General features: G+C 60.2%; 20 protein-coding genes, 1 other RNA gene and 1 pseudogene. 11 read left to right on the top strand and 11 right to left on the bottom strand.

The annotated features are described in order from the left end of the window. Positions 1 to 9 precede the first annotated feature (9 nt). Positions 10 to 993 (top strand): cytochrome-c oxidase, cbb3-type subunit III, encoded by a 984-nt coding sequence (gene ccoP, locus ACIOZM_RS17450; protein ID WP_401216054.1) that lies wholly within the window; start codon positions 10 to 12, stop codon positions 991 to 993. A 54-nt stretch (positions 994 to 1,047) separates the two neighbouring features. Here the strand turns inward: ccoP and ACIOZM_RS17445 are convergent, their stop codons facing one another. Continuing rightward, positions 1,048 to 2,052, bottom strand: coding sequence for a metallophosphoesterase family protein (locus ACIOZM_RS17445; protein ID WP_401216053.1), 1,005 nt, complete (start codon positions 2,050 to 2,052; stop codon positions 1,048 to 1,050). A 173-nt stretch (positions 2,053 to 2,225) separates the two neighbouring features. On the opposite strand from ACIOZM_RS17445, the pseudogene ACIOZM_RS17440 reads away from it, so the two are divergent. The 7 genes and pseudogenes from ACIOZM_RS17440 to hemN all read left to right on the top strand — a co-directional run. Continuing rightward, positions 2,226 to 2,431, top strand: a pseudogene (locus ACIOZM_RS17440) (VapC toxin family PIN domain ribonuclease); the annotation flags it as partial. Between the two features lie 223 nt (positions 2,432 to 2,654). Further along, on the top strand, positions 2,655 to 4,070 hold the full coding sequence (ccoG, locus tag ACIOZM_RS17435) for a cytochrome c oxidase accessory protein CcoG (protein ID WP_401216052.1): 1,416 nt from the start codon (positions 2,655 to 2,657) through the stop codon (positions 4,068 to 4,070). 11 nt (positions 4,071 to 4,081) lie between these two features. Continuing rightward, on the top strand, positions 4,082 to 4,621 hold the full coding sequence (locus ACIOZM_RS17430; protein WP_401216051.1) for a FixH family protein: 540 nt from the start codon (positions 4,082 to 4,084) through the stop codon (positions 4,619 to 4,621). Positions 4,622 to 4,753: 132 nt separating this feature from the next. Then, positions 4,754 to 7,204 carry a heavy metal translocating P-type ATPase gene (locus ACIOZM_RS17425; protein ID WP_401216050.1) on the top strand — a complete coding sequence of 817 codons (2,451 nt, stop codon included), beginning with the start codon at positions 4,754 to 4,756 and terminating at the stop codon, positions 7,202 to 7,204. Between the two features lie 22 nt (positions 7,205 to 7,226). After that, positions 7,227 to 7,439 carry a cbb3-type cytochrome oxidase assembly protein CcoS gene (gene ccoS / locus ACIOZM_RS17420; RefSeq protein ID WP_401216049.1) on the top strand — a complete coding sequence of 71 codons (213 nt, stop codon included), beginning with the start codon at positions 7,227 to 7,229 and terminating at the stop codon, positions 7,437 to 7,439. Beyond that, positions 7,432 to 8,115, top strand: coding sequence for a sulfite exporter TauE/SafE family protein (locus tag ACIOZM_RS17415; protein ID WP_039770036.1), 684 nt, complete (start codon positions 7,432 to 7,434; stop codon positions 8,113 to 8,115). Before ccoS ends, ACIOZM_RS17415 begins: the two co-directional genes overlap by 8 nt. A 171-nt stretch (positions 8,116 to 8,286) precedes the next feature. Beyond that, positions 8,287 to 9,669, top strand: a complete 1,383-nt coding sequence (gene hemN / locus ACIOZM_RS17410; protein ID WP_401216048.1) for an oxygen-independent coproporphyrinogen III oxidase — start codon at positions 8,287 to 8,289, stop codon at positions 9,667 to 9,669. Here hemN and ACIOZM_RS17405 read toward each other — a convergent pair. Then, positions 9,666 to 10,148, bottom strand: a complete 483-nt coding sequence (locus ACIOZM_RS17405; protein ID WP_401216047.1) for a hypothetical protein — start codon at positions 10,146 to 10,148, stop codon at positions 9,666 to 9,668. The two genes, hemN and ACIOZM_RS17405, sit on opposite strands and share 4 nt — an antisense overlap. 155 nt (positions 10,149 to 10,303) lie before the next feature. Here ACIOZM_RS17405 and fnr point away from each other — a divergent pair, with 155 nt between their 5' ends. Both fnr and ACIOZM_RS17395 read left to right on the top strand, forming a co-directional pair. Beyond that, positions 10,304 to 11,038: a fumarate/nitrate reduction transcriptional regulator Fnr gene (fnr, locus tag ACIOZM_RS17400; protein ID WP_401216046.1), complete on the top strand. Its 735-nt coding sequence runs from the start codon at positions 10,304 to 10,306 to the stop codon at positions 11,036 to 11,038. Positions 11,039 to 11,116: 78 nt separating this feature from the next. Beyond that, on the top strand, positions 11,117 to 11,665 hold the full coding sequence (locus ACIOZM_RS17395; protein ID WP_401216045.1) for an adenine phosphoribosyltransferase: 549 nt from the start codon (positions 11,117 to 11,119) through the stop codon (positions 11,663 to 11,665). A gap of 418 nt (positions 11,666 to 12,083) precedes the next feature. Here ACIOZM_RS17395 and ACIOZM_RS17390 read toward each other — a convergent pair whose 3' ends face one another. The 5 genes from ACIOZM_RS17390 to dnaX all read right to left on the bottom strand — a co-directional run bounded on the left by ACIOZM_RS17390 (position 12,084) and on the right by dnaX (position 17,940). Next, positions 12,084 to 13,232 carry an acyl-CoA dehydrogenase family protein gene (locus ACIOZM_RS17390; RefSeq protein ID WP_401216044.1) on the bottom strand — a complete coding sequence of 383 codons (1,149 nt, stop codon included), beginning with the start codon at positions 13,230 to 13,232 and terminating at the stop codon, positions 12,084 to 12,086. Positions 13,233 to 13,417: 185 nt separating this feature from the next. After that, a complete protein-coding gene (gene recR, locus ACIOZM_RS17385) occupies positions 13,418 to 14,020 on the bottom strand; it encodes a recombination mediator RecR (RefSeq protein ID WP_401216043.1) in 603 nt (200 codons plus the stop codon). A 66-nt stretch (positions 14,021 to 14,086) separates the two neighbouring features. Then, positions 14,087 to 15,121: an NADP-dependent oxidoreductase gene (locus tag ACIOZM_RS17380; RefSeq protein WP_401216042.1), complete on the bottom strand. Its 1,035-nt coding sequence runs from the start codon at positions 15,119 to 15,121 to the stop codon at positions 14,087 to 14,089. 289 nt (positions 15,122 to 15,410) lie between these two features. Continuing rightward, positions 15,411 to 15,749 (bottom strand): YbaB/EbfC family nucleoid-associated protein, encoded by a 339-nt coding sequence (locus ACIOZM_RS17375; protein WP_053118768.1) that lies wholly within the window; start codon positions 15,747 to 15,749, stop codon positions 15,411 to 15,413. A gap of 67 nt (positions 15,750 to 15,816) precedes the next feature. Beyond that, positions 15,817 to 17,940 carry a DNA polymerase III subunit gamma/tau gene (gene dnaX / locus ACIOZM_RS17370; protein WP_401216041.1) on the bottom strand — a complete coding sequence of 708 codons (2,124 nt, stop codon included), beginning with the start codon at positions 17,938 to 17,940 and terminating at the stop codon, positions 15,817 to 15,819. A gap of 144 nt (positions 17,941 to 18,084) precedes the next feature. Here dnaX and ACIOZM_RS17365 point away from each other — a divergent pair, with 144 nt between their 5' ends. Continuing rightward, complete coding sequence (locus ACIOZM_RS17365; protein WP_401216040.1) at positions 18,085 to 18,834, top strand: substrate-binding periplasmic protein; 750 nt, start codon at positions 18,085 to 18,087, stop codon at positions 18,832 to 18,834. Between the two features lie 192 nt (positions 18,835 to 19,026). Here the strand turns inward: ACIOZM_RS17365 and ffs are convergent. The 4 genes from ffs to zipA form a co-directional block, all read right to left on the bottom strand. Beyond that, positions 19,027 to 19,123, bottom strand: an RNA gene (ffs, locus tag ACIOZM_RS17360) — signal recognition particle sRNA small type. A 134-nt stretch (positions 19,124 to 19,257) separates the two neighbouring features. Beyond that, positions 19,258 to 20,421 carry a putative zinc-binding metallopeptidase gene (locus ACIOZM_RS17355; RefSeq protein ID WP_401216039.1) on the bottom strand — a complete coding sequence of 388 codons (1,164 nt, stop codon included), beginning with the start codon at positions 20,419 to 20,421 and terminating at the stop codon, positions 19,258 to 19,260. Positions 20,422 to 20,570: 149 nt separating this feature from the next. Beyond that, the gene (gene ligA, locus ACIOZM_RS17350) at positions 20,571 to 22,928 is read right to left on the bottom strand and encodes an NAD-dependent DNA ligase LigA (protein WP_401216038.1); all 2,358 of its coding nucleotides are present in this window, start codon (positions 22,926 to 22,928) and stop codon (positions 20,571 to 20,573) included. 157 nt (positions 22,929 to 23,085) lie between these two features. Next, a complete protein-coding gene (gene zipA, locus ACIOZM_RS17345; protein WP_401216037.1) occupies positions 23,086 to 23,907 on the bottom strand; it encodes a cell division protein ZipA in 822 nt (273 codons plus the stop codon). Position 23,908 lies beyond the last annotated feature (1 nt).

The raw sequence follows: 23,908 nt of genomic DNA, 5'->3' as shown, positions 1-23,908 counted from the left end.
TAACAAAGATTGACTACATTCTGGAGTCTGTACGTCACAGTCCTCAGTCTCGGTACGATCTTCGCCCTGACCTGGCTGTTGCTGTCGACCCGCAAGGGCCAACGCAGCGAGCAGACGGACGAGACGGTCGGCCACTCCTTCGACGGGATCGAGGAGTACGACAACCCACTGCCGAAATGGTGGTTCATGCTGTTCGTGGGCACCATCGTGTTTGCCCTGGGCTACCTGGTTCTGTACCCGGGCCTGGGTAACTGGAAAGGCCTGTTGCCAGGTTATAACTACCTGGATAACGACAAGCAGACCGCGTTCGCCAACGGCCAGACCGGCTGGACCGGCGTGCACGAGTGGGAAAAGGAAATGGCCCGTTCGGACGCCAAGTTCGGTCCGATCTTCGCCAAATTCGCTGCGATGCCGATTGAAGAAGTCGCCAAGGACCCGCAAGCCCTGAAGATGGGTGGCCGCCTGTTCGCCTCCAACTGCTCGGTCTGCCACGGCTCCGACGCCAAGGGCGCTTATGGCTTCCCGAACCTGACCGACGCCGACTGGCGCTGGGGTGGCGAACCGGAAACCATCAAGACCACCATCATGGGCGGTCGTCACGCCGTGATGCCGGCCTGGGCTGACGTGATTGGCGAACAAGGCGTAGCCGACGTTGCCGCGTACGTGGTCAGCAACCTCGATGGCCGCAAACTGCCGGAAGGCACCAAGGCTGATGTCGCCAACGGCCAGAAACTGTTCGCCGGCAACTGCGTGGCGTGCCACGGCCCGGAAGGCAAAGGTACTCCAGCAATGGGCGCACCTAACCTGACTCACCCGGCCGCGTTCATCTACGGTTCGAGCTTCGCCCAACTGCAACAGACCATCCGTTACGGCCGTCAGGGCCAGATGCCTGCGCAGGAACAACTGCAAGGCAACGACAAGGTTCACCTGCTGGCGGCTTATGTTTACAGCCTGTCCCACGGTGACAAACCTGCGGAAGCGAACGCCGAATAAGGCCAACGCTTGAAGCAATGAAAAGACCCCGCCAGATCACTGACGGGGTCTTTTTTATGGGCGACTGGCCCAGATCGACTTCACCGGCACAGTGGCCACCGGCGTACGTTTGCTCCACTGATTGGCCTCCACCAGACTCACCTCCAGGGTCCTGCGATCCTTGGAAAAACTGGCGGTCAGGTACGTTTGCTGGGAGGCCGCACCGCTGAGGAACATCGGTACGCTACCCATGTAGGTTTTGCTGCCACCATCTGCATGGAAATGGCCGGCGAACATCGCAGTCACTTGATACTTTTCAATCATTGCGCGGAAGCGCTTTTCCTGATCCCAACTACCAGACCACTCAAAGGGTTTGTGCATGTTGATAATGATCGCGTACCCCTGCGCCCGAGCCGTTCGCAAATCTGCCTCCAGCCAATCCAGCGACTGCTTGATATCGAAAGTACTCGGATTCAAGGCATGGGAAATCTTCACTTCATAAGTCGGCTCATTGTTCAACTGCACCAGATGCACTTCACCAATATTCTTTGAATAAGCCAGACTGCCCAGATAGTGCTTATTCACAAAGCTGCCGGTCACTTGCAAATCAAACACATCGACCTTATCGACATGATGATCACGGTAATCAACGATACTGCCCGCCGCGCAACTTTCACTAAAACAGTCATTCACATTGTTTTGATAATCGTGATTACCCAGCCCGTAGAGGAAGTCATCGCCAAAGTGTTTTTTCAGCATCGACCCGACGAACGAGCGCTGCCAGCCATGACCGAATGCGGTCATGTCACCATTGATCATCAATGGCACCGCAGCCTGCCCGCCCATTTCATTGCGGAACCGGGCAATGCTCGCAAACTGCGTCTCCACCAGCCATTTCGCGCGCTTTTCAAACTCCGCGCTCGATTCATCTTCACCACTGTCCGATTTTTCCGTCCACGGGTATTGCGGGTCCGAGGCAAACACCATGTGATGCGGAGTACCCTCACTGGCCCAGGCAGAAGAAACCAGCGACAACAAACATAGACCAGCCAAAAACTTCTTAACATCCTTGATATTCATACAACTCCATATTATTTGATTCCGATAACATTATAGGTCGCCGCCAAACAGCACAGCAGCAACTAAGCTATGCGAAAACAACCTAGTGCTAGAACCTGACAATTAACTATTTATATTTCAACAATCTAACAGAGCGCCTATACATCGACCGATGTTGTCGACTGTAAAACACCGAACTGTTGACTGGCGTGCTTCGAATGGAGCGGCGTGATCCCCGGTAGCTCTGCGTTGCGCCAGCCTGCATGTGCCCGACCAGGCCAATGAAAGCGATGCATTGATCGCCGCCACTGCCCTGGTGCACGGACTCACGGTCGTCACGCGCAATGTCGGTGATTTCCAGTCGAGCGGTGTCGCCCTGATCAACCCGTGGGAGCAATGAGTTAGCGACAGCGCCAAAACTGTCCATACTCTACAAGTCAATTGACCTGCATCATGCTTTGTTACATTCGCTACACCATTCAAAAACTTTACCCAACGCGACCAAAGGTCGCACCCTTGAGCCAGAGCGACAGGCGTATCATTGCGCCACTGCAACAAGCCCTTTTTGACCCCGGTTGGCACGTATCGACCGAGGCATTTTTCCACTGCCGTGGGATGCAATGATGAGCAACCAGATTCCGGTACAAGACGTTACACCCCCTGCAAAGAACGCGAATAACAGCGTCGACCTCTACGCCTCTCGAGAAAAAATCTACACCCGCGCTTTCACCGGCCTGTTCCGCAATCTGCGGATGATGGGCGGCGCGGCATTGTTTCTGCTGTATTTCGGTACGGTCTGGCTCAATTGGGGTGGCCACCAGGCTGTGTGGTGGAACCTGCCTGAACGTAAATTCTTCATCTTCGGCGCGACCTTCTGGCCGCAGGATTTCATTCTGCTTTCTGGCCTGTTGATCATCGCTGCGTTCGGTCTGTTCTTCATCACCGTGTATGCCGGCCGTGTCTGGTGCGGTTACACCTGTCCGCAAAGCGTGTGGACATGGATTTTCATGTGGTGCGAGAAAGTCACCGAGGGCGATCGCAACCAGCGGATCAAACTCGACAAGGCGCCGATGAGCGCCAACAAGCTGATGCGCAAGTTCGCCAAGCACTCGTTGTGGCTGCTGATCGGTTTCGTCACCGGCATGACCTTCGTCGGTTACTTCTCGCCGATCCGCGAACTGGTATTCGAATTCTTCACCGGCCAGGCTGATGGCTGGTCGTACTTCTGGGTCGGTTTCTTCACCCTCGCCACGTACGGCAACGCCGGTTGGTTGCGTGAGCAGGTGTGCATTTACATGTGCCCGTACGCTCGCTTCCAGAGCGTGATGTTCGACAAGGACACGTTGATCGTTTCCTACGATCCACGTCGTGGCGAGACCCGTGGCCCGCGCAAGAAAGGCATCGATTACAAGGCTCAGGGTCTGGGCGACTGCATCGATTGCACCATGTGCGTTCAGGTCTGCCCGACCGGCATCGATATCCGCGACGGCCTGCAGATCGAGTGCATCGGTTGTGCCGCGTGCATCGACGCCTGCGACAGCATCATGGACAAGATGGACTACCCGCGCGGCTTGATCAGCTACACCACCGAACACAACCTGTCCGGCCAGAAAACCCATAAACTGCGGCCACGCCTGATTGGCTACGCAGTGGTGTTGCTGGCGATGATCAGCTTGCTGGTGACCGCATTCGTCATGCGCTCGCTGGTGGGTTTCGACGTCAGCAAGGATCGCGTGTTGTACCGCGAGAACGCCGAAGGGCGAATCGAAAACGTCTACAGCCTGAAGATCATGAACAAGGATCAGCGCGACCACACTTATGTGCTCGACGCCTCCGGCCTGCCGGATCTGCGCTTGCAAGGCAAACGCGAGATCAAGGTGCCGGCCGGGGAAATATTCAGCATGCCGGTCGAGTTGTCGAGCGCACCGGAACAACTGCCATCGAGCACCAACGAGGTGAAATTCATCCTCAAGGATGCCGATGACGATAGCGTCCACGTTGAAGCCAAGAGCCGATTCATCGGCCCACAAATCCGTTGAGAGAACTGAACATGCCCGCAGCAAACGCCGCAAGCCCTTGGTACAAGCATCTTTGGCCATGGATCATCATCGGGATTCTGACCTGCTCGGTGACCCTGACCCTGTCCATGGTGACGATTGCGGTAAACAACCCGGACAATCTGGTCAACGACAACTACTACGAGGCCGGCAAAGGCATCAACCGTTCGCTGGACCGTGAGTTGCTGGCGCAGAACCTGAAGATGCGCGCCAATGTGCATCTGGATGGCGTCACCGGCGAAGTCGATTTGCGTTTGAGCGGCGACAGCCAGCCGAAGACTCTGGAGCTGAACCTGATTTCGCCGACTCAGCCAGAGAAGGATCGCAAGGTCGTGCTGACCCGCAGCGAAACCGAAACCGGCCGCTACCTTGGCCAGTTGGACGACAAAGTCGAAGGACGTCGTTTTGTCGAGCTGCTTGGTTCGCAGGATGACCACGTATGGCGCATGTTCGAAGAAGAACAGGTCAGCCATGACAAGGATCTGCTGCTGGGTGACGAACCCCTCCAGGGCGCGGAAGATCTGAAGAAGTAAACCGATAACCCTGTAGGAGCTGCCGCAGGCTGCGATCTTTTGATTTTGTTTTTAAAGCAAGATCAAAAGATCGCAGCCTGCGGCAGCTCCTACAGGGATGGTGTTGATTCAGCGGTATTAGTGACTATTTCGATGACCACCCCACTCCCCTGCTACCACTGCGCCCTGCCCGTTCCGTCCGGCAGTCGCTACACCGCTGTCGTGCTCGGGGAGTCCCGCGAGTTCTGCTGTCCCGGTTGTCAGGCCGTGGCCGAGGCCATCGTCGCGGGTGGCCTGCAAAGTTATTACCAGCACCGCAGCGAAGCCTCGGCCAACCCCGAGGCGTTGCCGGTGCAATTGGTCGACGAACTGGCGCTGTACGACCGCGCCGATGTGCAGCAACCCTTCGTCCGCCACGAAGGCGATCTCGCCGAAACCACCCTGTTGATGGAAGGCATCAGCTGCGCCGCCTGCGGCTGGCTGATCGAAAAGCACCTGCGCAGCCTGCCCGCCGTGGCCGAAGCGCGGCTGAACCTGTCCAACCATCGCCTGCATGTGCGCTGGGCCGACGCGCAATTGCCGCTGAGCAAGATGCTCGCCGAATTGCGCCACATCGGTTACGCCGCGCATCCGTATCAAGCCGACCGCGCCAGCGAACAACTGGCCAGCGAAAACCGTCTGGCCCTGCGCCAGCTCGGCGTCGCCGGTCTGCTGTGGTTTCAGGCCATGATGGCGACCATGGCCACCTGGCCGGAATTCAACATCGACCTAAGCCCCGAGCTGCACACGATCCTGCGCTGGGTCGCGCTGTTCCTGACCACGCCGATTGTGTTCTACAGCTGCGCGCCATTCTTCAAAGGCGCGATGCGCGATTTGCGCACCCGCCACCTGACCATGGACGTCTCGGTGTCGCTGGCGATTGGCGGCGCGTACATTGCCGGGATCTGGACCGCGATTACCGGCGTTGGCGAACTGTATTTCGATGCTGTCGGCATGTTCGCGCTGTTCCTGCTCGCCGGTCGCTATCTTGAGCGCCGCGCCCGTGAACGCACCGCCGCTGCCACCGCGCAACTGGTCAATCTGCTGCCAGCCTCTTGCCTGCGACTCGACGACACCGGCCAGAGCGAACGCATCCTGCTCAGCGAACTGCGCCTCGGCGACCGGGTGCTGGTGCAGCCGGGCTCGATCCTGCCGGCGGACGGCAAGATTCTCGACGGCCAGTCGAGCATCGACGAATCGCTGCTCACTGGCGAATACCTGCCACAACCACGCCTGCCTGGCGACGCGGTCACCGCTGGCACGCTCAACGTCGAAGGCGCGCTGACCGTGCAAGTCCAGGCGCTGGGCCACGACACGCGACTGTCGGCCATCGTCCGTTTGCTGGATCGCGCTCAGGCGGAGAAACCGCGTCTGGCAGAAATCGCCGACCGCGCCGCGCAATGGTTTCTGCTGCTGTCGTTGATTGCAGCGGCAGCGATTGGCTTGTTGTGGTGGGAACTGGATTCTTCGCGAGCATTCTGGATTGTTCTGGCGATGCTGGTCGCGACGTGCCCGTGCGCGCTGTCGCTGGCCACTCCGACTGCGCTCACTGCCGCCACCGGCACCCTGCACAAACTCGGTCTGCTGCTGACGCGCGGCCATGTGCTGGAAGGTCTGAACCAGATCGACACAGTGATTTTCGACAAGACCGGCACCCTCACCGAAGGCCGGTTGGTGCTGCGCTCGATTCGTCCGCTCGGCGCGCTGGACAGCGAGCAATGCCTGAGCCTCGCCGCCGCGCTGGAAAACCGTTCGGAACACCCGATTGCCCGCGCCTTCGGTCGCGCTCCGCTGGCGGCCGAGGAAGTTCACAGCACACCGGGGCTGGGCCTTGAAGGTCTGGTCGGCGAACAGCGTCTGCGCATCGGTCAGGCAGATTTTGTCTGCGCCCTCAGCAATGCTGCCGTACCCGTAATGCCGGATGAGCCGGGCCAGTGGCTGCTGCTGGGCAACGAGCAAGGCCCGCTGGCCTGGTTTGTCCTCGACGACCGCTTGCGCGACGATGCCCCGGCCCTGCTTGCCGCATGCAAGGCGCGGGGCTGGCGCACGCTGCTGCTGTCCGGCGACAGCTCGCCGATGGTCGCCAGTGTTGCTGCCGAACTGGGTATCGACGAGGCCCGTGGCGGTCTGCGTCCGGACGACAAACTGCAAGTGCTTCAAGCGCTGCACCAGCAGGGCCGCAAGGTGTTGATGCTCGGCGACGGGGTCAACGATGTGCCGGTGCTGGCCGCCGCCGATATCAGCGTGGCGATGGGCTCGGCCACCGATCTGGCGAAAACCAGCGCTGACGCGGTGCTGCTGTCGAACCGTCTCGACGCGCTGGTGCAAGCCTTCACGCTGGCGCGGCGCACCCGTCGGGTAATCATCGAAAACCTGCTGTGGGCGGCGCTGTACAATGGCTTCATGCTGCCGTTCGCCGCCCTCGGCTGGATCACTCCGGTATGGGCGGCGGTCGGCATGTCGATCAGTTCGTTGACCGTGGTGCTCAATGCCCTGCGCCTGACTCGTCTGCCGGCCACGCCGCAGCCAAGTGCCACGACACAAACCCGCCCGCTGCCGGCCTGAGCCGCGCGGACATGGAGTAACGATGCCAGCTCTCTACGTGATGATCCCGGCCGCACTGCTGATCGTGGCCATCGCCGTGTACATCTTCTTCTGGGCGGTGGACAGCGGTCAGTACGATGACCTCGACGGCCCGGCGCACAGCATCCTGTTCGACGATCAGGACCCAAACCACACCGCGGCGGTGGACGAAGTCAAATCGACTCAGCCGGACGACAAGGCGCCACCCCATGCTTGAACTGGCGCCGCTGTTGGTGTCGGCGCTGATCCTCGGCCTGCTCGGCGGCGGGCATTGCCTGGGCATGTGCGGCGGTTTGATGGGCGCGCTGACGCTGGCGATTCCGAAAGAACAGCGCAGCCGGCGCTTTCGCTTGCTGCTGGCGTACAACCTCGGGCGTATCCTCAGTTATGCCACCGCGGGCCTGCTGATCGGTCTGGCCGGCTGGGCCGTGGCCAACAGTCCCGCAGCACTGTTCATGCGGGTTCTGGCCGGTTTGCTGTTGATCGCCATGGGTTTGTATCTGGCGGGATGGTGGAGCGGGCTGACCCGCATCGAAAGCTTGGGGCGCGGCTTGTGGCGTTACATTCAGCCGGTGGCCAACCGCTTGCTGCCGGTGTCGAGCCTGCCACGCGCCTTGCTGCTCGGCGCCCTGTGGGGCTGGCTGCCTTGCGGACTGGTTTACAGCACGTTGCTGTGGTCGGCGAGTCAGGGCAATGCGCTGGACAGTGCGCTGCTGATGCTCGCGTTTGGCCTCGGCACATGGCCGGTGTTACTCGCCACGGGGCTGGCGGCGGAACGGGTCACGGCGCTGTTGCGCAAACGCAGCGTGCGCATGGCCGGTGGCTTGCTGGTGATCCTGTTCGGCATCTGGACCCTGCCCGGCCCGCATCAGCATTGGCTGATGGGCCATTAAAAGCAAAAGATCGCAGCCTTCGGCAGCTCCTACCCTGGAATGAGTTCACCCTGTAGGAGCTGCCGAAGGCTGCGATCTTTTGATCTTATTGCTGTTGATGCAAATCAAGATGCCCCGCCGCGCCCTCCCCTAGACTCGCCACACTGCCAGCCTATCCGGGGGAATGCCCGCATGCTCGACGCCATTCGTTGGGACACTGATCTGATCCGCCGCTACGATCTGGCGGGGCCGCGCTACACCTCGTATCCGACCGCCGTGCAATTCAACAGTCAGGTCGGCACCTTCGACCTGTTCCATGCCCTGCGCGACAGCCGCAAGGCCCTGCGCCCGTTGTCGCTGTATGTGCACGTGCCGTTCTGCGCGAACATCTGCTACTACTGCGCCTGTAACAAAGTCATCACCAAGGATCGTGGTCGTGCACTGCCCTACCTGCAACGGCTGGAGCAGGAAATCCAGCTGATCGCCTGCCATCTCGACCCGACACAGAAAGTCGAGCAACTGCACTTTGGCGGCGGCACCCCGACCTTTCTCAGCCACGACGAACTGCGGCAGTTGATGGCGCACCTGCGCAAGCATTTCAACCTGCTGGACGACGACTCGGGCGATTACGGCATCGAGATCGATCCGCGTGAAGCCGACTGGTCGACCATGGGCCTGCTGCGCGAACTGGGTTTCAACCGGGTCAGCATCGGCCTGCAAGACCTCGACCCGGCGGTGCAACGTGCGGTCAATCGCCTGCAAAGCCTGGAAGAAACCCGCGCAGTGATCGACGCCGCGCGCACCCTGCAATTTCGCTCGATCAATATCGACCTGATCTACGGTTTGCCGAAACAGACGCCGGACAACTTCGCGCGCACGGTCGAGGAAGTCATCAGCCTGCAACCGGATCGGCTCTCGGTGTTCAACTATGCGCACCTGCCGGAGCGCTTCATGCCGCAGCGGCGGATCAACAGCAACGAGCTGCCAAGCCCGGCGCAAAAACTGGAAATGCTCCAGCGCACCATCGAGCAACTGACCGCTGCCGGTTATCGCTACATCGGCATGGATCACTTCGCCCTGCCCGACGATGAACTGGCGATTGCCCAGGAAGAAGAAACCCTGCAACGCAACTTCCAGGGTTACACCACTCATGGCCATTGCGATTTGATTGGTCTGGGGGTTTCAGCGATCAGCCAGATCGGCGACTTGTACTGCCAGAACAGCAGCGATCTCAACGAATACCAGAACACCCTGGCCGCCGCGCAACTGGCGACCAGTCGCGGCCTGCTGTGCAATGCCGATGATCGGCTGCGGCGAGCGGTGATTCAGCAGTTGATCTGCAATTTCAGTCTGGATTTCGCCGAGATCGAGCAAGCCTTCAACATCGATTTCCAAGGCTATTTCGGCGCGCTGTGGCCGCAACTGCAAGGCATGGCCAATGATGGGCTGATCGAACTGAATCGCGAGGGAATCGAAATATTGCCGGCCGGACGCCTGCTCGCGCGCTCGGTGTGCATGGTCTTCGACGCCTACCTGGAGCAACAGAACCGCCAGCGTTTTTCCCGGGTGATCTAGCTTTTCGTCAGCAGAGAGCCGACTTTCAAGTTCTGGTCCGGGGTCAGGCCTGATTGATTCATGACCTTGACCAGAGCCAGATTGGCGGTGATCAAGCCGCTGTTAAGGCCGGCGATGGCGCCGCGCAGTGCGGCGAGTTTGTTGATCTTTTCTTCGTTAGAAAGACGCTTGTCGGCCATGACCGCAGCCATTTGGGCTTTTTTCTCGAGAATTTGTTGCTGCAATTTGCGGATCATCTTCAGCAGTTGCTGAATGTTCTCGGGCAAACCGCTTTCTTCGATGTCGCGATTGCTGCCGCCGGCGCTGGAAGATTTTGCGATAGCCGCACCAGACAGCGACACTTTGACGCCCTCGACCAAGGTCGGGGTTGTCAGTGCCGAAGAACCGGCGCTCGACTCATCGTCAGCGGCCGTTCGGGTGGCTGTCGGTAACGACGCAACGCCGCTGCTCCCGGGGTTCAGCGTACCAATGGCAGACATCGAAGCGGGTCCTTGCATGCGTGGTGATAACAGTTTATCGGCCACTTGCCCTGCGGCTTTACGCCTGTGGGACAAACTCGCCACAGACTGGCCTGAATGTCCTTTCGTGGGTTACCCTTACGGCTTATGTGTGTTTTCCCACAAGGATTTAAGAAATGTCCGAGCCAGTAAAACTGCGCGCTCATAACCAGGCCCATTGCAAGGACTGCAGCCTGGCCCCTCTCTGCCTGCCACTTTCTCTGAATCTGGAAGACATGGATGCGCTGGACGAAATCGTTAAACGTGGCCGCCCGTTGAAAAAGGGCGAATTCCTGTTCCGCCAGGGCGACACCTTCGATTCCGTTTATGCAGTACGCTCCGGCGCCCTGAAAACTTTCAGCCTGAGCGACACTGGCGAAGAGCAGCTCACCGGTTTCCACCTGCCGAGCGAACTGGTTGGCCTGTCCGGCATGGACACCGAGAAACACCCGGTTTCCGCCCAGGCATTGGAAACCACTTCGGTGTGTGAAATCCCCTTCGAACGCCTCGACGAACTGGCCCTGCAACTGCCGCAGCTGCGCCGTCAGTTGATGCGAGTGATGAGCCGCGAGATTCGCGACGACCAGCAAATGATGCTGCTCTTGTCGAAGAAAACCGCCGACGAGCGTATCGCCACGTTCCTGGTCAACCTGTCGGCACGCTTCCGCGCCCGTGGTTTCTCGGCCAACCAGTTCCGCCTGAGTATGTCACGCAACGAAATCGGTAATTATCTGGGGCTGGCGGTGGAAACCGTGTCCCGGGTTTTCACCCGTTTCCAGCAGAACCAACTGATCGCGGCCGAGGGCAAGGAAATCCATATCCTTGACCCGATCCAGCTCTGTGCACTGGCCGGCGGCTCGCTCGAAGGCTGATCTCGATCCGCGGTTGAGCGAAGCGTTTCAGCCGCGGGTATACTGCGCCGTTTGTAGCCCTGCCAGGACACCTCGACGATGGTCTTCGACTCCTTCGACATCAAATCCTTGATCCGCCCCGTGATCGACTTCCCGAAACCGGGCGTGATCTTTCGCGACATCACCCCGCTGTTTCAATCGCCCAAGGCCCTGCGCTTGGTGATGGACAGCTTCGCCCACCGCTATGTGGAAGCTGACTTCACCCACATCGGCGCGATGGACGCGCGCGGTTTCCTGATCGGCTCGGTACTGGCCTATCAGTTGAACAAACCGCTGGTGCTGTTCCGCAAGCAGGGCAAACTGCCGGCCGACGTGTTGGCTGAAGGTTATGCGACCGAGTACGGCGAAGCGTTTCTTGAAGTGCACGCCGACAGCCTGTGTGATGGCGATTCGGTGGTGATGTTCGATGATTTGATCGCCACCGGTGGCACGCTGATCGCCGCAGCTAACCTGATCCACCGCATGGGTGCGCGGGTGCATGAAGCGGCAGCGATCATTGATCTGCCGGAGCTGAGTGGTTCGCAGCGTCTGGAAGACATGGGCATTCCGACGTTCTGCCTGACGCAGTTTTCTCTCGCAGAAAAGTAAGCAGCGCCCTTCCGGTCGCCATCGCTAGCAGGCTAGCTCCCACAGGGAATTTGTGAACTCCACAAAAGAATTGTGAATGCCACAGAGGAGTTGTGAACTCCACAGGGAATGTGTGAACTCCACAGGGGAGTTGTGAACTCCACAGAAGAGTTGTGAACTCCACAGAAGAGTTGTGAACTCCACAGGGGATTTGTGAACTCCAAAGAGGATTTGTGAATGCCACAGAGGAGTTGTGAACTCCACAGAGGAGTTGTGAACTCCACAGAGGAGTTGTGAACTCCACAGAGGAGTTGTGAACTCCACAGAGGAGTTGTGAACTCCAAAGAGGATTTGTGAATGCCACAGAGGATTTGTGAATGCCACAGATCCATTGTGGGAGCTAGCCTGCTAGCGATGGGGCCGGCCGCAACAACCCAGATCAAAGCCCCACCTGCTTGCTGATGATCTCGTTCATCACCTCCCGCGTCCCGCCGCCAATCGACAGAATGCGGTTATCCCGATACAGCCGTTCGACCAGACTCTCGCGCATATACCCTAACCCACCAAGAATCTGCACCGCCTCAGTGGTGATCCGGTCGGAAGTGTCCGTGGCAAAGTTCTTCGCCATGGAAATCTCCTTGATCACGCTCTGCCCCGCCGCCATCTTCGCCGCCTGCCGATAGGTGAACTCACGCGAGATTTCCAGCGCAGTGGCCATTTCCGCCAGCCGATGCTTGATCACCTGAAATTTGCCAATCGGCTTGCCGAATGCCTGGCGTTCCCGCGCCCATTTCAGGCTTTCCTCCAGCGCCAGTTGCGAGGTCATGTTGGCCATCAGCGCCAAGGCTAGACGCTCACTCTGAAAGTTGCCCATGATGCAGGCGAAGCCCATGTTTTCGGCGCCGATCAGATTGCCTGCCGGTACCCGGCAATCGTCGAAGAATAATTCAGCGGTGTCCGAGGCCCACCAGCCCATTTTCTTCAACTGGCGGCCCACGGTGAAACCGGGGGTGCCCTTCTCGATCACCAGCAGACTGATACCGCCGAAACCCGGCTCCCCGGTACGCACCGCGACGGTGTAGAAGTCAGCGCGTACGCCACTGGTGATGAAGGTTTTGCTGCCGCTGACCCGGTAGAAGTCACCATCGCGAATGGCGCGGGTCTGTAAATTTGCGACGTCGGAGCCGCCGCCGGGCTCGGTGATGGCCAGGGCGCTGATCTTCTCGCCGCTGAGCACTTGCGGGACGATGCGATCACGAATTTCGGGGCGGGCCCATTTGAGGATCGGCGGCAGACCGATGTCCAGCGAACCGAGGCCGGCGACCAGTCCGCCCGAACCGCAGCGCATCAGCTCTTCGCTGGCGGCGATCTTGGCGAACAGATCACCTTCGTGGCTGCCACCGAAAGCTTCGGGATAGCCGATGCCGAGGATGCCCGCCGCGCCGGCCTTGAGATAGAGCTCGCGGGGGAAGCTTTCGGCTTCTTCCCACTGATCAACGTCCGGCAGGATCTCGCGCTCGACGAAACGTCTGACGCTGTCGCGGACCATTTGGTGGCTGGGATCGAAGTATTCCTGGAAGGCAGGCATCGGCGAACTCCACTGAAGGGTTCGCCGAAGTTAACCGAGCGCTTGCTTGGTTTTCAACAAGATTGTGTGACCGAGGTGTCTCCATCGCTGGCAAGCCAGCTCCCACAGGGTTCGCGGTTGATCAACACAATTCACTGTGGGAGCTGGCTTGCCAGCGATGAGGCCAGAACAGGCAGCGCAAAAAATCAGAGGGCTATCGGTTTACGCCCGGCAAACGAATGCGCGAGGGTGCCGCCATCCACCAGTTCCAGCTCGCCACCCAGCGGCACGCCGTGGGCAATGCGCGAGGCGATCAGGCCTTTGTTGTTGAGCAACTGCGCGATGTAGTGCGCGGTCGCCTCACCTTCTACCGTCGGGTTGGTCGCGAGGATGACTTCGGTAAAGGTGCCGGCCTCTTCGATCCGCGTAATCAACTGCGGAATGCCGATAGCCTCCGGCCCGAGCCCGTCGAGCGGCGACAAATGGCCCTTGAGCACGAAGTAGCGACCGCGGAAACCGGTCTGCTCGACCGCATAGACATCCATCGGTCCCTCGACCACGCACAACAGCGTGTCGTCACGGCGTGTGTCGGCGCATTGTGGGCACAGATCGTCTTCAGTCAGCGTGCGGCACTGGCGGCAATGGCCAACGCCTTCCATGGCCTGACTCAGGGCCTGAGCCAGACGCAGACCGCCACTGCGGTCACGTTCAAGCAACTGCAACGCCATACGCTGGGCAGTTTTCTGACCCACGCCCGGCAGAATTCGCAGGGCGTCGATCAGTTGGCGAATCAAAGGGCTGAAGCTCATGGGTAAAAAGTCCGACAAAACAACGAGACGCGGTTTATACCCGCGCCTCTGGCCAGCGTCAAATACTCAGTCCTGCGCGACCCGCACCACCAGTTTGCCGAAGTTACGCCCCTCCAGCAGACCGATAAACGCGTCAGGCGCCTGCTCCAGGCCTTCGACCACGTCCTCGCGGAACTTGACCTTGCCGTCGCGCACCCACGGCACCATGTGGCTGATGAATTCCGGCTGACGATCACCGTAGTCATCAAACACGATGAAGCCTTGAATCCGCACACGCTTGGTCAGCAAGGTGCGTTGCAGTGTCGGCAGACGATCCGGGCCTTTCGGTGCCTCAGAGGCGTTGTAGCCGGCGATCAGGCCGCACAGCGGAATCCGCGCCTTGGGATTGAGCAACGGCAGCACCGCGTCGAACACATGACCACCGACGTTCTCGTAATAGATGTCGATGCCTTTGGGGCAGGCCTTGGCCAGTTGCTCGGCGAAGTCTGCGGCCTTGTGGTCGATGCAGGCATCAAAGCCCAGTTGCTCGACCACGTATTTGCACTTCTCGGCGCCGCCTGCCACGCCAACCGCGCGCAGGCCTTTGATCTTCGCCACCTGACCGACCACCGATCCCACCGCACCGGACGCAGCGGCGACCACCAGGGTCTCGCCCTCTTTCGGCTGACCGATGTCCATCAAGCCCATATAAGCCGTCATGCCGGGCATGCCCAGTACACCCAGGGCCATCGACGGGCTCGGCAGCCCGGCCGGAATCGGCATGATGTTGCGCCCGTCGCTGATGCTGTGGCTCTGCCAGCCGGTGAGGCCGACCACCAGATCACCGGCATGGAATTTCGGGTGCAGCGAGCGCTCGACCCGACTGACGGCGCCACCGGTCATCACTTCGCCGATTTGCACGGGCGCGGCGTAGGACGGCGCGTCACTCATGCGACCGCGCATATAGGGGTCGAGTGACAGGTAGAGGGTTTTCAACTGCACCTGCCCGTCTTGCAGTTCCGGCAGCGCTTCGCGCTCCAGGCGGAAGTTTTCCGGCGTCGGCGCGCCTGTCGGGCGCGAAGCGAGCACGAACCGTTGATTGAGAGTGAGAGGGTCGGACATGTCGGCGTCTCCTTTGAATGATCAATTCGAGGGTATAGGGAGCAGACCTTTGTGGCGGTGCAGCGTTCGATGTTTGTTCAGGCAGACCGAGGTGACTTCATCGCTGGCAAGCCAGCTCCCACAGGGTTCGCGGTTGTCCACCTGTTTTGTGATCAACACCATCCACTGTGGGAGCTGGCTTGCCAGCGATGACGGCATTACCGCCACTGCAAAACTATCTGTCACAAACAAAAATGCCAGGCACGGATGCCTGGCATTTTTTGTAGCTCATCTGTCGCACAAAGGCGAATCAGAATGGCAGTTTCATACCGGCTGGCAGGTTCATGCCGGCGGTCATGCCGCCCATTTTTTCCTGGCTGCTGGCTTCGATCTTGCGCACCGCGTCGTTGACGGCGGCAGCGACCAGATCTTCGATGACTTCGCGGTCATCTTCATCCAGACCCGGCAGCAGGGTCGGGTCGATGCTGACGCGCTTGAGGTCGTGACGACCGGTCATCACCACGGTGACCATGTCGCCACCGGCCTTGCCAGTGACTTCAGCGTTGGCCAGTTCTTCCTGCATCTTGGCCATTTTTTCCTGCATCTGCTGCGCCTGCTTCATCAGGCCGGCCATGCCACCTTTCATCATGGGAATCACCTCAAAAGTACTTGGATCAAAACAGCGCCCGGCCATCGCGGCAGAGCGCCCTCAGTTATTAGCCCTGAGTCACCAGGGCGTCGACAGGTTCAATAGTATCGTGTCGCACCACCGCGCCGAACTGCTGGACCATCTGCTGGATGAACGGATCACCGTGGATCGAGTCCTCCGCTTCGCGCTGACGGTTGGCACGACGCCGGGATGCGGCCTGAGCCGGGGTTTCCTGCTCGGGCTTGATCAGCTCGATGCTCAGGGTCAGCGTGCGACCGTGGAACTGGTTCAACGCATCGTTGAGCCGGCGCTGTTGAGTGGCGTTGAACAGGGCGCTGTGCGCCGGGTCCAGGTGCATCAACCAATGGTCGCCATCGACGGCGATCAGTGTGCAGTTGGCTGCGATGCTGCCGGTCATCCCGGAGATCGGCAACTTTGGAAACAATTCAAGCCATTGCAGGGCCAGACCGGTCGCCGGCATCGCGGCGGGTTCCGGCTCGGGCTCAGGCTCCGGGTCGGCGGCGTGCTCGCTGGCCAGTTCGTCGAGATAACTGTAAGCCGAATCCATGTCCGGCTCGATGTAATCCTCGTCCAGCGGCGGCTCGTCGTCCATGTCGAGGCCCGGGGTGGCGGCATCGACGTCGGCGACCGACGGCTCGGGAATCGGCGCAGCGGCCCACTCAGGGGCGTCCGGCACCACGCTGTCGGGAGTCGGCAACGGCATTGGCGGCAACTCGGGTTGCTCGCTTGCGGTTTCCAGCACGGGCTCGACGGCGGGTTGCTGAACGGGCTCTGGCTCTGGCTCTGATTCAGGCTCGGGCGCTAACGGATCATTCCACGGCAGGTCGACGACCGCTTCCACTGCCACAGGCTCGGGTTCTGGCTCAGGTGCTGGTGCAACCACGGGCTCAGGCTCGGGAGCAGGCGCAGGCGTAGCCACCGCAGCAGGTGCCGGAGCCGCAACTGGCGTTGGCTCCGGAGCCGGCGCAACAACCGCAGCCACTACCGGCGCAACCTTCGGCGCGGCAGCCACTGAGTTTGCGGAATCAACTGTGGCCTGGCTGATCCCCACTGGCTTTAGCGGTTGCCTCGGGGCGTCCGCGGTATCGGCGGGCCGGAAGGCCAGCATCCGCAGCAAGACCATTTCGAAACCACCACGCGGGTCCGGCGCCAGCGGCAAATCGCGGCGACCGATCAGGCCCATCTGGTAATAGAACTGCACGTCTTCGGCCGGCAAGGCCTGGGCCAGCGCCAATACCCGGTCGCGGTCGCCGTGTCCATTGTCGACGCCGTCCGGCAACGCCTGAGCGATGGCGACGCGGTGCAGCACGTTGAGAATTTCCGAGAGCACGCCATTCCAGTCCGGCCCTTGTTCGGCCAGATGGCGCACGGCTTCAAGCAACGCCTTGGCGTCGCCTTCGATCAGCGCGTGCAACAGGTCAAACACTTGACCGTGGTCGAGGGTGCCGAGCATCGCCCGCACGTCTGCCGCCAACACCTTGCCTTCACCGAAGGCGATGGCCTGGTCGGTGAGGCTCATGGCGTCACGCATCGAGCCGTCAGCGGCGCGACCCAGCAGCCACAGTGCATCGTCTTCGAACGGCACGTTTTCGGCGCCGAGAACGTGGGTCAAATGCTCGACCACGCGCTCGGGCGTCATGTTCTTCAGGGAGAACTGCAAGCAACGCGACAAAATCGTTGCCGGAAGTTTCTGCGGATCGGTGGTCGCCAGGATGAACTTGACGTACGGCGGCGGCTCTTCGAGGGTTTTCAACAGCGCATTGAAGGAATGGCTGGAGAGCATGTGCACTTCGTCGATCAGGTAGACCTTGAAGCGCCCACGGCTTGGCGCGTACTGCACGTTATCGAGCAGCTCGCGGGTGTCTTCGACCTTGGTCCGGCTCGCGGCGTCGATCTCGATCAGGTCGACAAAACGACCTTCGTCGATCTCGCGGCATACCGAGCACTCGCCGCAGGGGCTGGAAGTGATACCTGTTTCACAGTTCAGGCATTTGGCGATGATCCGCGCAATCGTGGTTTTACCCACCCCTCGGGTACCGGTGAACAGGTACGCATGGTGCAGCCGCTGGCTGTCCAAGGCATTGATCAGAGCCTTGAGCACATGGGTCTGGCCGACCATTTCGCGGAACGAGCGCGGACGCCATTTACGTGCAAGAACCTGATAACTCATCGAAAACCGTCGCCACTGGAAAGCAGAAGCGGCTAATGCTAGCGGAGCAAGGCCAAAATTGCATCCGATGTCCTCGTCTAATCTGGCTAAGCTGCTTTTTGTCGGGTATTTATTGGCCCGGGCGCGGGACTCATCGGAGCATTTATGCGTTGGGCCTTGGGGGCGTTACTGGGGATCAGTCTGAGCGTATCCGCGTCCGACCCGCCGCTGCGCTTCGCCGTGGCCGACAGTTGGGCGATGCCGATGGTGCAATTCGAACGCGGCCGGCCGACCCAGGGCATCCTCATCGACATGATGCTCAGCCTCGCGACACAGGTTGGCGTCCCGGCAGAATTTCACGTCCTGCCCCGCACCCGCGTGCAGAACGCCATGGAACACGGCGAAGTCGATGTGCGCTGCTATGCCGCACAGTCGTGGCAGCCGAATCAGTCCGGCGACTACATCTGGAGCATTCCACTGTTTTTCCAGCGCGACGTGCTGATCAGCCGTCACGGTGAAACGCCGAAAGTCGATCCCGCCGAACTGCCGCGCCAGTCGATCGGCACCGTGCTCGGCTACATCTACCCTACCCTGCAGCCTTTATTTGATGCCGGCCAACTGCAACGCGAAGACGCGCGCAATCAGAATCAGGTGCTGGAAAAACTATTGGCCGGCCGTTATCGCTATGCCGTGAGCAATCAGTGGACGCTGGACTGGTTCAATCAACGGCTGATGCCAGGGCAGCAACTGCAAGGGGTGGCGGTGTTGCAGGAGCAGAATGTCGGGTGCTATGTGAGGAATGACCCGAAGGTGCCGGTGCAGAGAATTTTGCGGACGTTGTTGCGGATGAAAATGTCGGGGGAGATTGATGAGATTATCCGGTTGTATACCGGCAGCACTGAAGCTAACCCATAACCCTGTGGGAGCTGGCTTGCCAGCGATTGCGGACTTTCAGCCAAATAGATGAACCTGCCCCACCGCTATCGCTGGCAAGCCAGCTCCCACAGGGTCCTGTTCAGCAGTTTTTTTGTGTAAACCGGTAAATCGCAGGCACAAAAAAACCGCAATCGGGTGATTCCCGTGCGGTTCGTTTCGTTAAGGTGGTAACCCCACCAGCCACACCCCGGCACACAATGTTCCCGCTGTGGCTGCTGCCTTCCGGCTCTGACCAGGTTCACGGGTAATCGTTGCGGGGGGACCGATGGGGTCACCATAACGACGCTTGCCTGTCGGCGAGCCGCGCCATTGTACCTGTCTGAGACGAAGTTACAACCGTTCGATTCAGATTAAAAATATGAACAGCTTCAAAGACATAAAGATCGCAGCCTGCGGCAGCTTCTATAGGGTCAACACCTCGTCCGCCCTGCCGCCCTCTTGCTGAATCACCAGATGGATGAAGTGCAGCTTGGCAATCGCCGCTGCCGGCAACACGAACGGATAGAAATCCGGCTGGCCCATGCTGCGTGACAGCTCGTTGAGCATCCCTGCCAGTTCGATCCACGCGTTGACGAATGACAGAAACGCCGCACCACCGGGATGGTCGGGCTCGTAGAGGGTGCTAGGCGGAAACGGCTGGTAATCGAAATCCATCTCCCGTGCGCTCATGCCGAAACCCAGTGCGGTGTCCACCGCGTCCATCATGTGCAGGTAATGCGCCCAGGTTTCAGCCCAGTCTTCCCATGGATGCATGGTCGCGTAGGCGCTGACGTAGTGTTGCGGCCAGTCCAGCGGCGCGCCCTGCTGATAGTGACGATCCAGCGCCTCGGCGTAACTGGCGCGCTCGTCGCCGAACAGATTGCGGAACGAACCGAGCCACGGGCCATTGGCGATCAGTCGATCCCAGTAGTAATGCCCGACCTCATGCCGAAAATGCCCGAGCAGCGTGCGATAAGGCTCATGCATCTGCGCCCGCACCTTCTCGCGGTGGGCGTCGTCGGCTTCTTTGATGTCGAGGGTGATCAGGCCGTTGGCGTGGCCGGTCATCGGCGCGTTGCCTTCCAGGTCGATGCCGATGAAGTCGAAGGCCAGCCCGGTGTCCTCGTCCACGGTTTTCGGGATCACCGGCAGACCGAGGGTAATCAGTTGCGCGACCAGACGGCGCTTGGCGATTTCGACCTTGCGCCAGCGTTCGGGGTTTTCCGCGACGGACAGATCGGGGATGGTGCGATTCAGGCTGCAAGCGATGCACAAGGCATCATTCACGTTGGCCGGCAGCAGCCAGTTGCAAGCGGCGGCTGTGTCGAGATTGGCGCAACGGCGAAAGAGTCCGGCGTCGGGGTCGGCATCCAGCGCCCACGTGCCTTCTTGCGGCCCCGGTTGCAGCGACGTGATGCGACTTTGTTCCGGTTGATAACCGAGCGCCGCGTTGCAGGCCAGGCACTGGCTGTTGCGAAAGAACAGTGACTGGCCGCAGCGGCACGGCCAGATTTTGCTGTTGCGCGAAGACTCGCCCATGAACGGCGCGACGATGCGGGAACTGAGCTGCTCGAAAAAGCGGTACATGGCGATCTCTCCCTTGGGCTTGCCAAGACTAGATCATTCGCATGACAACATCGTTCCCGATTACAGCGGTGCTGCTAAGTGATAGCCCCCCCTGTGGTGAGGGGATTTATCCCCTCACCACAGGGGGGGCTATCACTCCATGGATTGCGTCAAACCGTGATGCCATGAGTTTTGAGGAATCCGACAAACGCCTCTTCATCCATCACTTTCACACCCAGCTCATTGGCCTTGGTCAGCTTCGACCCGGCGCCCGGTCCTGCGACCACGCAATGGGTCTTGGCCGATACCGAGCCCGCGACTTTGGCGCCGAGGCTTTCCAGGTGATCCTTGGCGACATCGCGGCTCATCAGTTCGACCTTGCCGGTCAGCACCCAGGTTTCCCCGGCCAGCGGCAGACCTTCGACGACTTTTTTCTCGCTCAGCCAATGCATGCCGAAATCACGCAACTGCTTCTCGGCGGCTTCGGCAATTTGCCGATGCTCCGGCAACGCAAAGAACTCACGCACTGAGTTGGCCTGTTTTTCCGGCAGCGCCTGGCGCATGTCCAGCCAGTCGGCATTCATCACCGCCTCAAGTGAGCCGAACTTGTCCGCCAGTTTCTGCGCGCCGCCCGGCCCCACCGAAGGAATGTGCAGCTTGTCGAGGAAACCGCCCAGCGTGGTACTGGCAGCAAACTCGGCGCCCAGATCGCCCTGATCCTGAATCTGCAAACCATGCCCCAGCAGTTCGGTAATCACCTGCTGGTTGTGCGCATCTTCAAAGAAGCTGTGAATCTCGTGCGCCACTTCCAGGCCGACATCCGGCAGGTAGGTCAACACTTGCGGCAACGCCTGCTGCACGCGCTCCAGCGACCCCAGCGAACGCGCCAAGACCTTGGCCGTCTCTTCGCCGACATCGGGAATGCCGAGGGCATAGATGAAGCGCGCCAGACTCGGTTTTTTGCTGTCCTCGATCGCCGCCAGCAGTTTGTTGCTCGACACCTCGGCAAAACCTTCGAGGTCGACGATGTCATCGAACTTCAGCGCATACAGATCGGCTGGCGAATTCACCAGCCCTTCATCGACCAGTTGCTCGACGCTCTTGTCGCCCAGACCTTCGATGTCCATTGCACGGCGCGATACGAAGTGAATGATCGCCTGCTTCAGTTGCGCACCACAGGCCAGACGCCCGACGCAACGGTAGACCGCGCCTTCGCTGACGGTCTCGCGACCCTTGCTGCGCTTGACCAGTTGCGTGCGCTCGACATGCGAACCGCAGACCGGGCAGCTCTCGGGAATCTGCACCGGGCGCGCATCATCAGGGCGGCGTTCGATGACCACTTGCACCACTTGCGGGATCACGTCGCCAGCGCGGCGGATAATCACTGTGTCGCCGATCATCAGGCCCAGACGCGCCACTTCGTCCATGTTGTGCAGCGTGGCGTTGGCCACCGTGACGCCGGCAACTTTTACCGGCTTCAGCCGCGCCACAGGCGTGACCGCACCGGTACGACCGACCTGGAATTCCACGTCGAGCAACTCGGTGAGTTCTTCCATGGCCGGGAATTTATGCGCGATTGCCCAGCGCGGTTCGCGGGCGCGGAAGCCCAGCTCACGCTGATCGGCGATGCTGTTGACCTTGAACACCACGCCGTCGATTTCATAGCTCAGCGAGTTACGGCGCTCGCCGATGTCGCGGTAGTAATCGAGGCATTCGTCGATGCCCTTGGCCAGTTTCAGCTCATGGCTGATCGGCATGCCCCAGGCTTGCAGTTGCTTGAGATTGCCGATGTGCGTGTCGGAGATATCGTGGGACACCTGGCCGATGCCGTAGCAGCAGAATTCCAGCGGACGGTTGGCGGTGATCTTCGAATCGAGCTGACGCAAACTGCCGGCAGCGGCGTTGCGCGGGTTGGCGAAGGTCTTGCCGCCGACTTCCAGTTGCGAGGCATTGAGGCGCTCGAAACCCGCCTTGGACATGAACACTTCACCGCGCACTTCCAGCGTCGCCGGCCAGCCTTCGCCGTGCAGCTTCAGCGGAATGTTGCGCACGGTGCGCACGTTGACGCTGATGTCTTCGCCGGTGGTGCCATCGCCGCGAGTCGCGCCGCGCACCAGCACGCCGTCCTGATACAACAAGCTGACCGCCAGGCCATCGAGTTTTGGCTCGCAGCTGTATTCCACCGATGCGCCGGCGCCGAACAAATCACCCACCGGCAGATCCAGACCTTCGGTTACCCGACGGTCGAATTCGCGCATGTCGGTTTCTTCGAAGGCGTTGCCGAGGCTGAGCATCGGCACTTCGTGGCGTACCTGGGTGAACGCGGTGAGCGCCACGCTGCCGACGCGCTGGGTCGGCGAGTCGCTGGTGATCAGCTCGGGGTTGGCCGCCTCCAGCGCCTTGAGCTCGTGGAACAACCGGTCGTACTCGGCGTCCGGAATGCTCGGCTCGTCGAGGACGTGATAACGGTAGTTGTGCTGATCCAGCTCAGCGCGCAGCTCTAGAATGCGTTTTTTGGCGGCGGTCATGGGTGTTCTCTCATAAAGCAAAAGAGCAGCCGAGGCTGCTCTATCTCAATACATCATGGGCAGCAGAAGCAAAAGATCGCAGCCTTCGGCAGCTCCTACAGGTGCATGCCACTCCATGTAGGAGCTGCCGCAGGCTGCGATCTTTTGATCTCTGGCCTTAGCGCTTCTGGGTCAGGGCGCGGCGTTCGAATTCGACGATGCGCTGACGGTAGTGCTCGATGGTCTGCGCGGTCAGGACGCTGCGCTGATCGTCTTTCAGCTCGCCGTTGAGTTCCTGGGACAGCTTGCGGGCCGCTGCCACCATCACGTCAAACGCTTGCTTCGGATGACGCGGGCCTGGCAGACCGAGGAAGAAGCTCACCGCCGGGGTGCTGAAATGGTCGATGTCGTCCAGATCGAAAATGCCCGGCTTGACCGCATTGGCCATGGAGAACAGCACTTCGCCGTTGCCGGCCATGCTTTCGTGGCGGTGAAAAATATCCATCTCGCCGAAACGCAGACCGCTTTCCAGAATGTTCTGCAACAGCGCCGGGCCTTTGAAGCCGGCAGCGTCGCGGCAGATCACGCTGATCACCAAGACTTCTTCCGCTTGTGGCTGATCCTTGTCGCTGACCGCCGGGGAAGGCTTGGTCTCGACAAAATCATCACGGCTGCTGAAGCCCGGGCTGTCATCCAGATCCAGATCGAGGTTCAAGTCACCTTGAGCCGGGCCGTTGCTGCCGCGCTTGCCGCGCTTGGAACCGGATTCGCGAGGCTCGCGGGTTTCGCGCGCCGACATGCTCACCGACGGCAGGTCGTGCTCGTCCAGTTGCGGTTCCTTGTGATCGTCCTTGTCCAGAACGCGGGCCGGGCCCAACAGCTCAGCGCTGGTGTCCTCGTCCGGCAGGTTGGACAGACTTCGGTCAAGACGGAATTTCAGTTTTCCCTTGCCGCCGCGCATACGGCGCCAGCCATCAAAAAGAATACCGGCAATCACTATG

Origin of the sequence: Pseudomonas sp. NPDC087346, from assembly GCF_044744235.1 — a bacterium.
GTDB lineage: Bacteria > Pseudomonadota > Gammaproteobacteria > Pseudomonadales > Pseudomonadaceae > Aquipseudomonas.
Note: the sequence above shows the minus strand (reverse complement) of the source record. Positions and strands in the feature narration are given on the sequence as shown.

Bases quoted from the DNA above. Each gene is read 5' to 3' on its own strand.
- ACIOZM_RS17445 (WP_401216053.1), bottom strand. From the start codon at position 2,052: ATGAATATCAAGGATGTTAAGAAGTTTTTGGCTGGTCTATGTTTGTTG.
- ccoS (WP_401216049.1), top strand. From the start codon at position 7,227: ATGCCAGCTCTCTACGTGATGATCCCGGCCGCACTGCTGATCGTGGCC.
- ACIOZM_RS17425 (WP_401216050.1), top strand. From the start codon at position 4,754: ATGACCACCCCACTCCCCTGCTACCACTGCGCCCTGCCCGTTCCGTCC.
- recR (WP_401216043.1), bottom strand. From the start codon at position 14,020: ATGAGCTTCAGCCCTTTGATTCGCCAACTGATCGACGCCCTGCGAATT.
- ACIOZM_RS17395 (WP_401216045.1), top strand. From the start codon at position 11,117: ATGGTCTTCGACTCCTTCGACATCAAATCCTTGATCCGCCCCGTGATC.
- hemN (WP_401216048.1), top strand. From the start codon at position 8,287: ATGCTCGACGCCATTCGTTGGGACACTGATCTGATCCGCCGCTACGAT.
- ACIOZM_RS17355 (WP_401216039.1), bottom strand. From the start codon at position 20,421: ATGTACCGCTTTTTCGAGCAGCTCAGTTCCCGCATCGTCGCGCCGTTC.
- ACIOZM_RS17405 (WP_401216047.1), bottom strand. From the start codon at position 10,148: ATGTCTGCCATTGGTACGCTGAACCCCGGGAGCAGCGGCGTTGCGTCG.
- dnaX (WP_401216041.1), bottom strand. From the start codon at position 17,940: ATGAGTTATCAGGTTCTTGCACGTAAATGGCGTCCGCGCTCGTTCCGC.
- ACIOZM_RS17390 (WP_401216044.1), bottom strand. From the start codon at position 13,232: ATGCCTGCCTTCCAGGAATACTTCGATCCCAGCCACCAAATGGTCCGC.
- ACIOZM_RS17380 (WP_401216042.1), bottom strand. From the start codon at position 15,121: ATGTCCGACCCTCTCACTCTCAATCAACGGTTCGTGCTCGCTTCGCGC.
- ACIOZM_RS17415 (WP_039770036.1), top strand. From the start codon at position 7,432: ATGCTTGAACTGGCGCCGCTGTTGGTGTCGGCGCTGATCCTCGGCCTG.
- ACIOZM_RS17430 (WP_401216051.1), top strand. From the start codon at position 4,082: ATGCCCGCAGCAAACGCCGCAAGCCCTTGGTACAAGCATCTTTGGCCA.
- ACIOZM_RS17365 (WP_401216040.1), top strand. From the start codon at position 18,085: ATGCGTTGGGCCTTGGGGGCGTTACTGGGGATCAGTCTGAGCGTATCC.
- ccoG (WP_401216052.1), top strand. From the start codon at position 2,655: ATGAGCAACCAGATTCCGGTACAAGACGTTACACCCCCTGCAAAGAAC.
- ACIOZM_RS17375 (WP_053118768.1), bottom strand. From the start codon at position 15,749: ATGATGAAAGGTGGCATGGCCGGCCTGATGAAGCAGGCGCAGCAGATG.
- ligA (WP_401216038.1), bottom strand. From the start codon at position 22,928: ATGACCGCCGCCAAAAAACGCATTCTAGAGCTGCGCGCTGAGCTGGAT.
- fnr (WP_401216046.1), top strand. From the start codon at position 10,304: ATGTCCGAGCCAGTAAAACTGCGCGCTCATAACCAGGCCCATTGCAAG.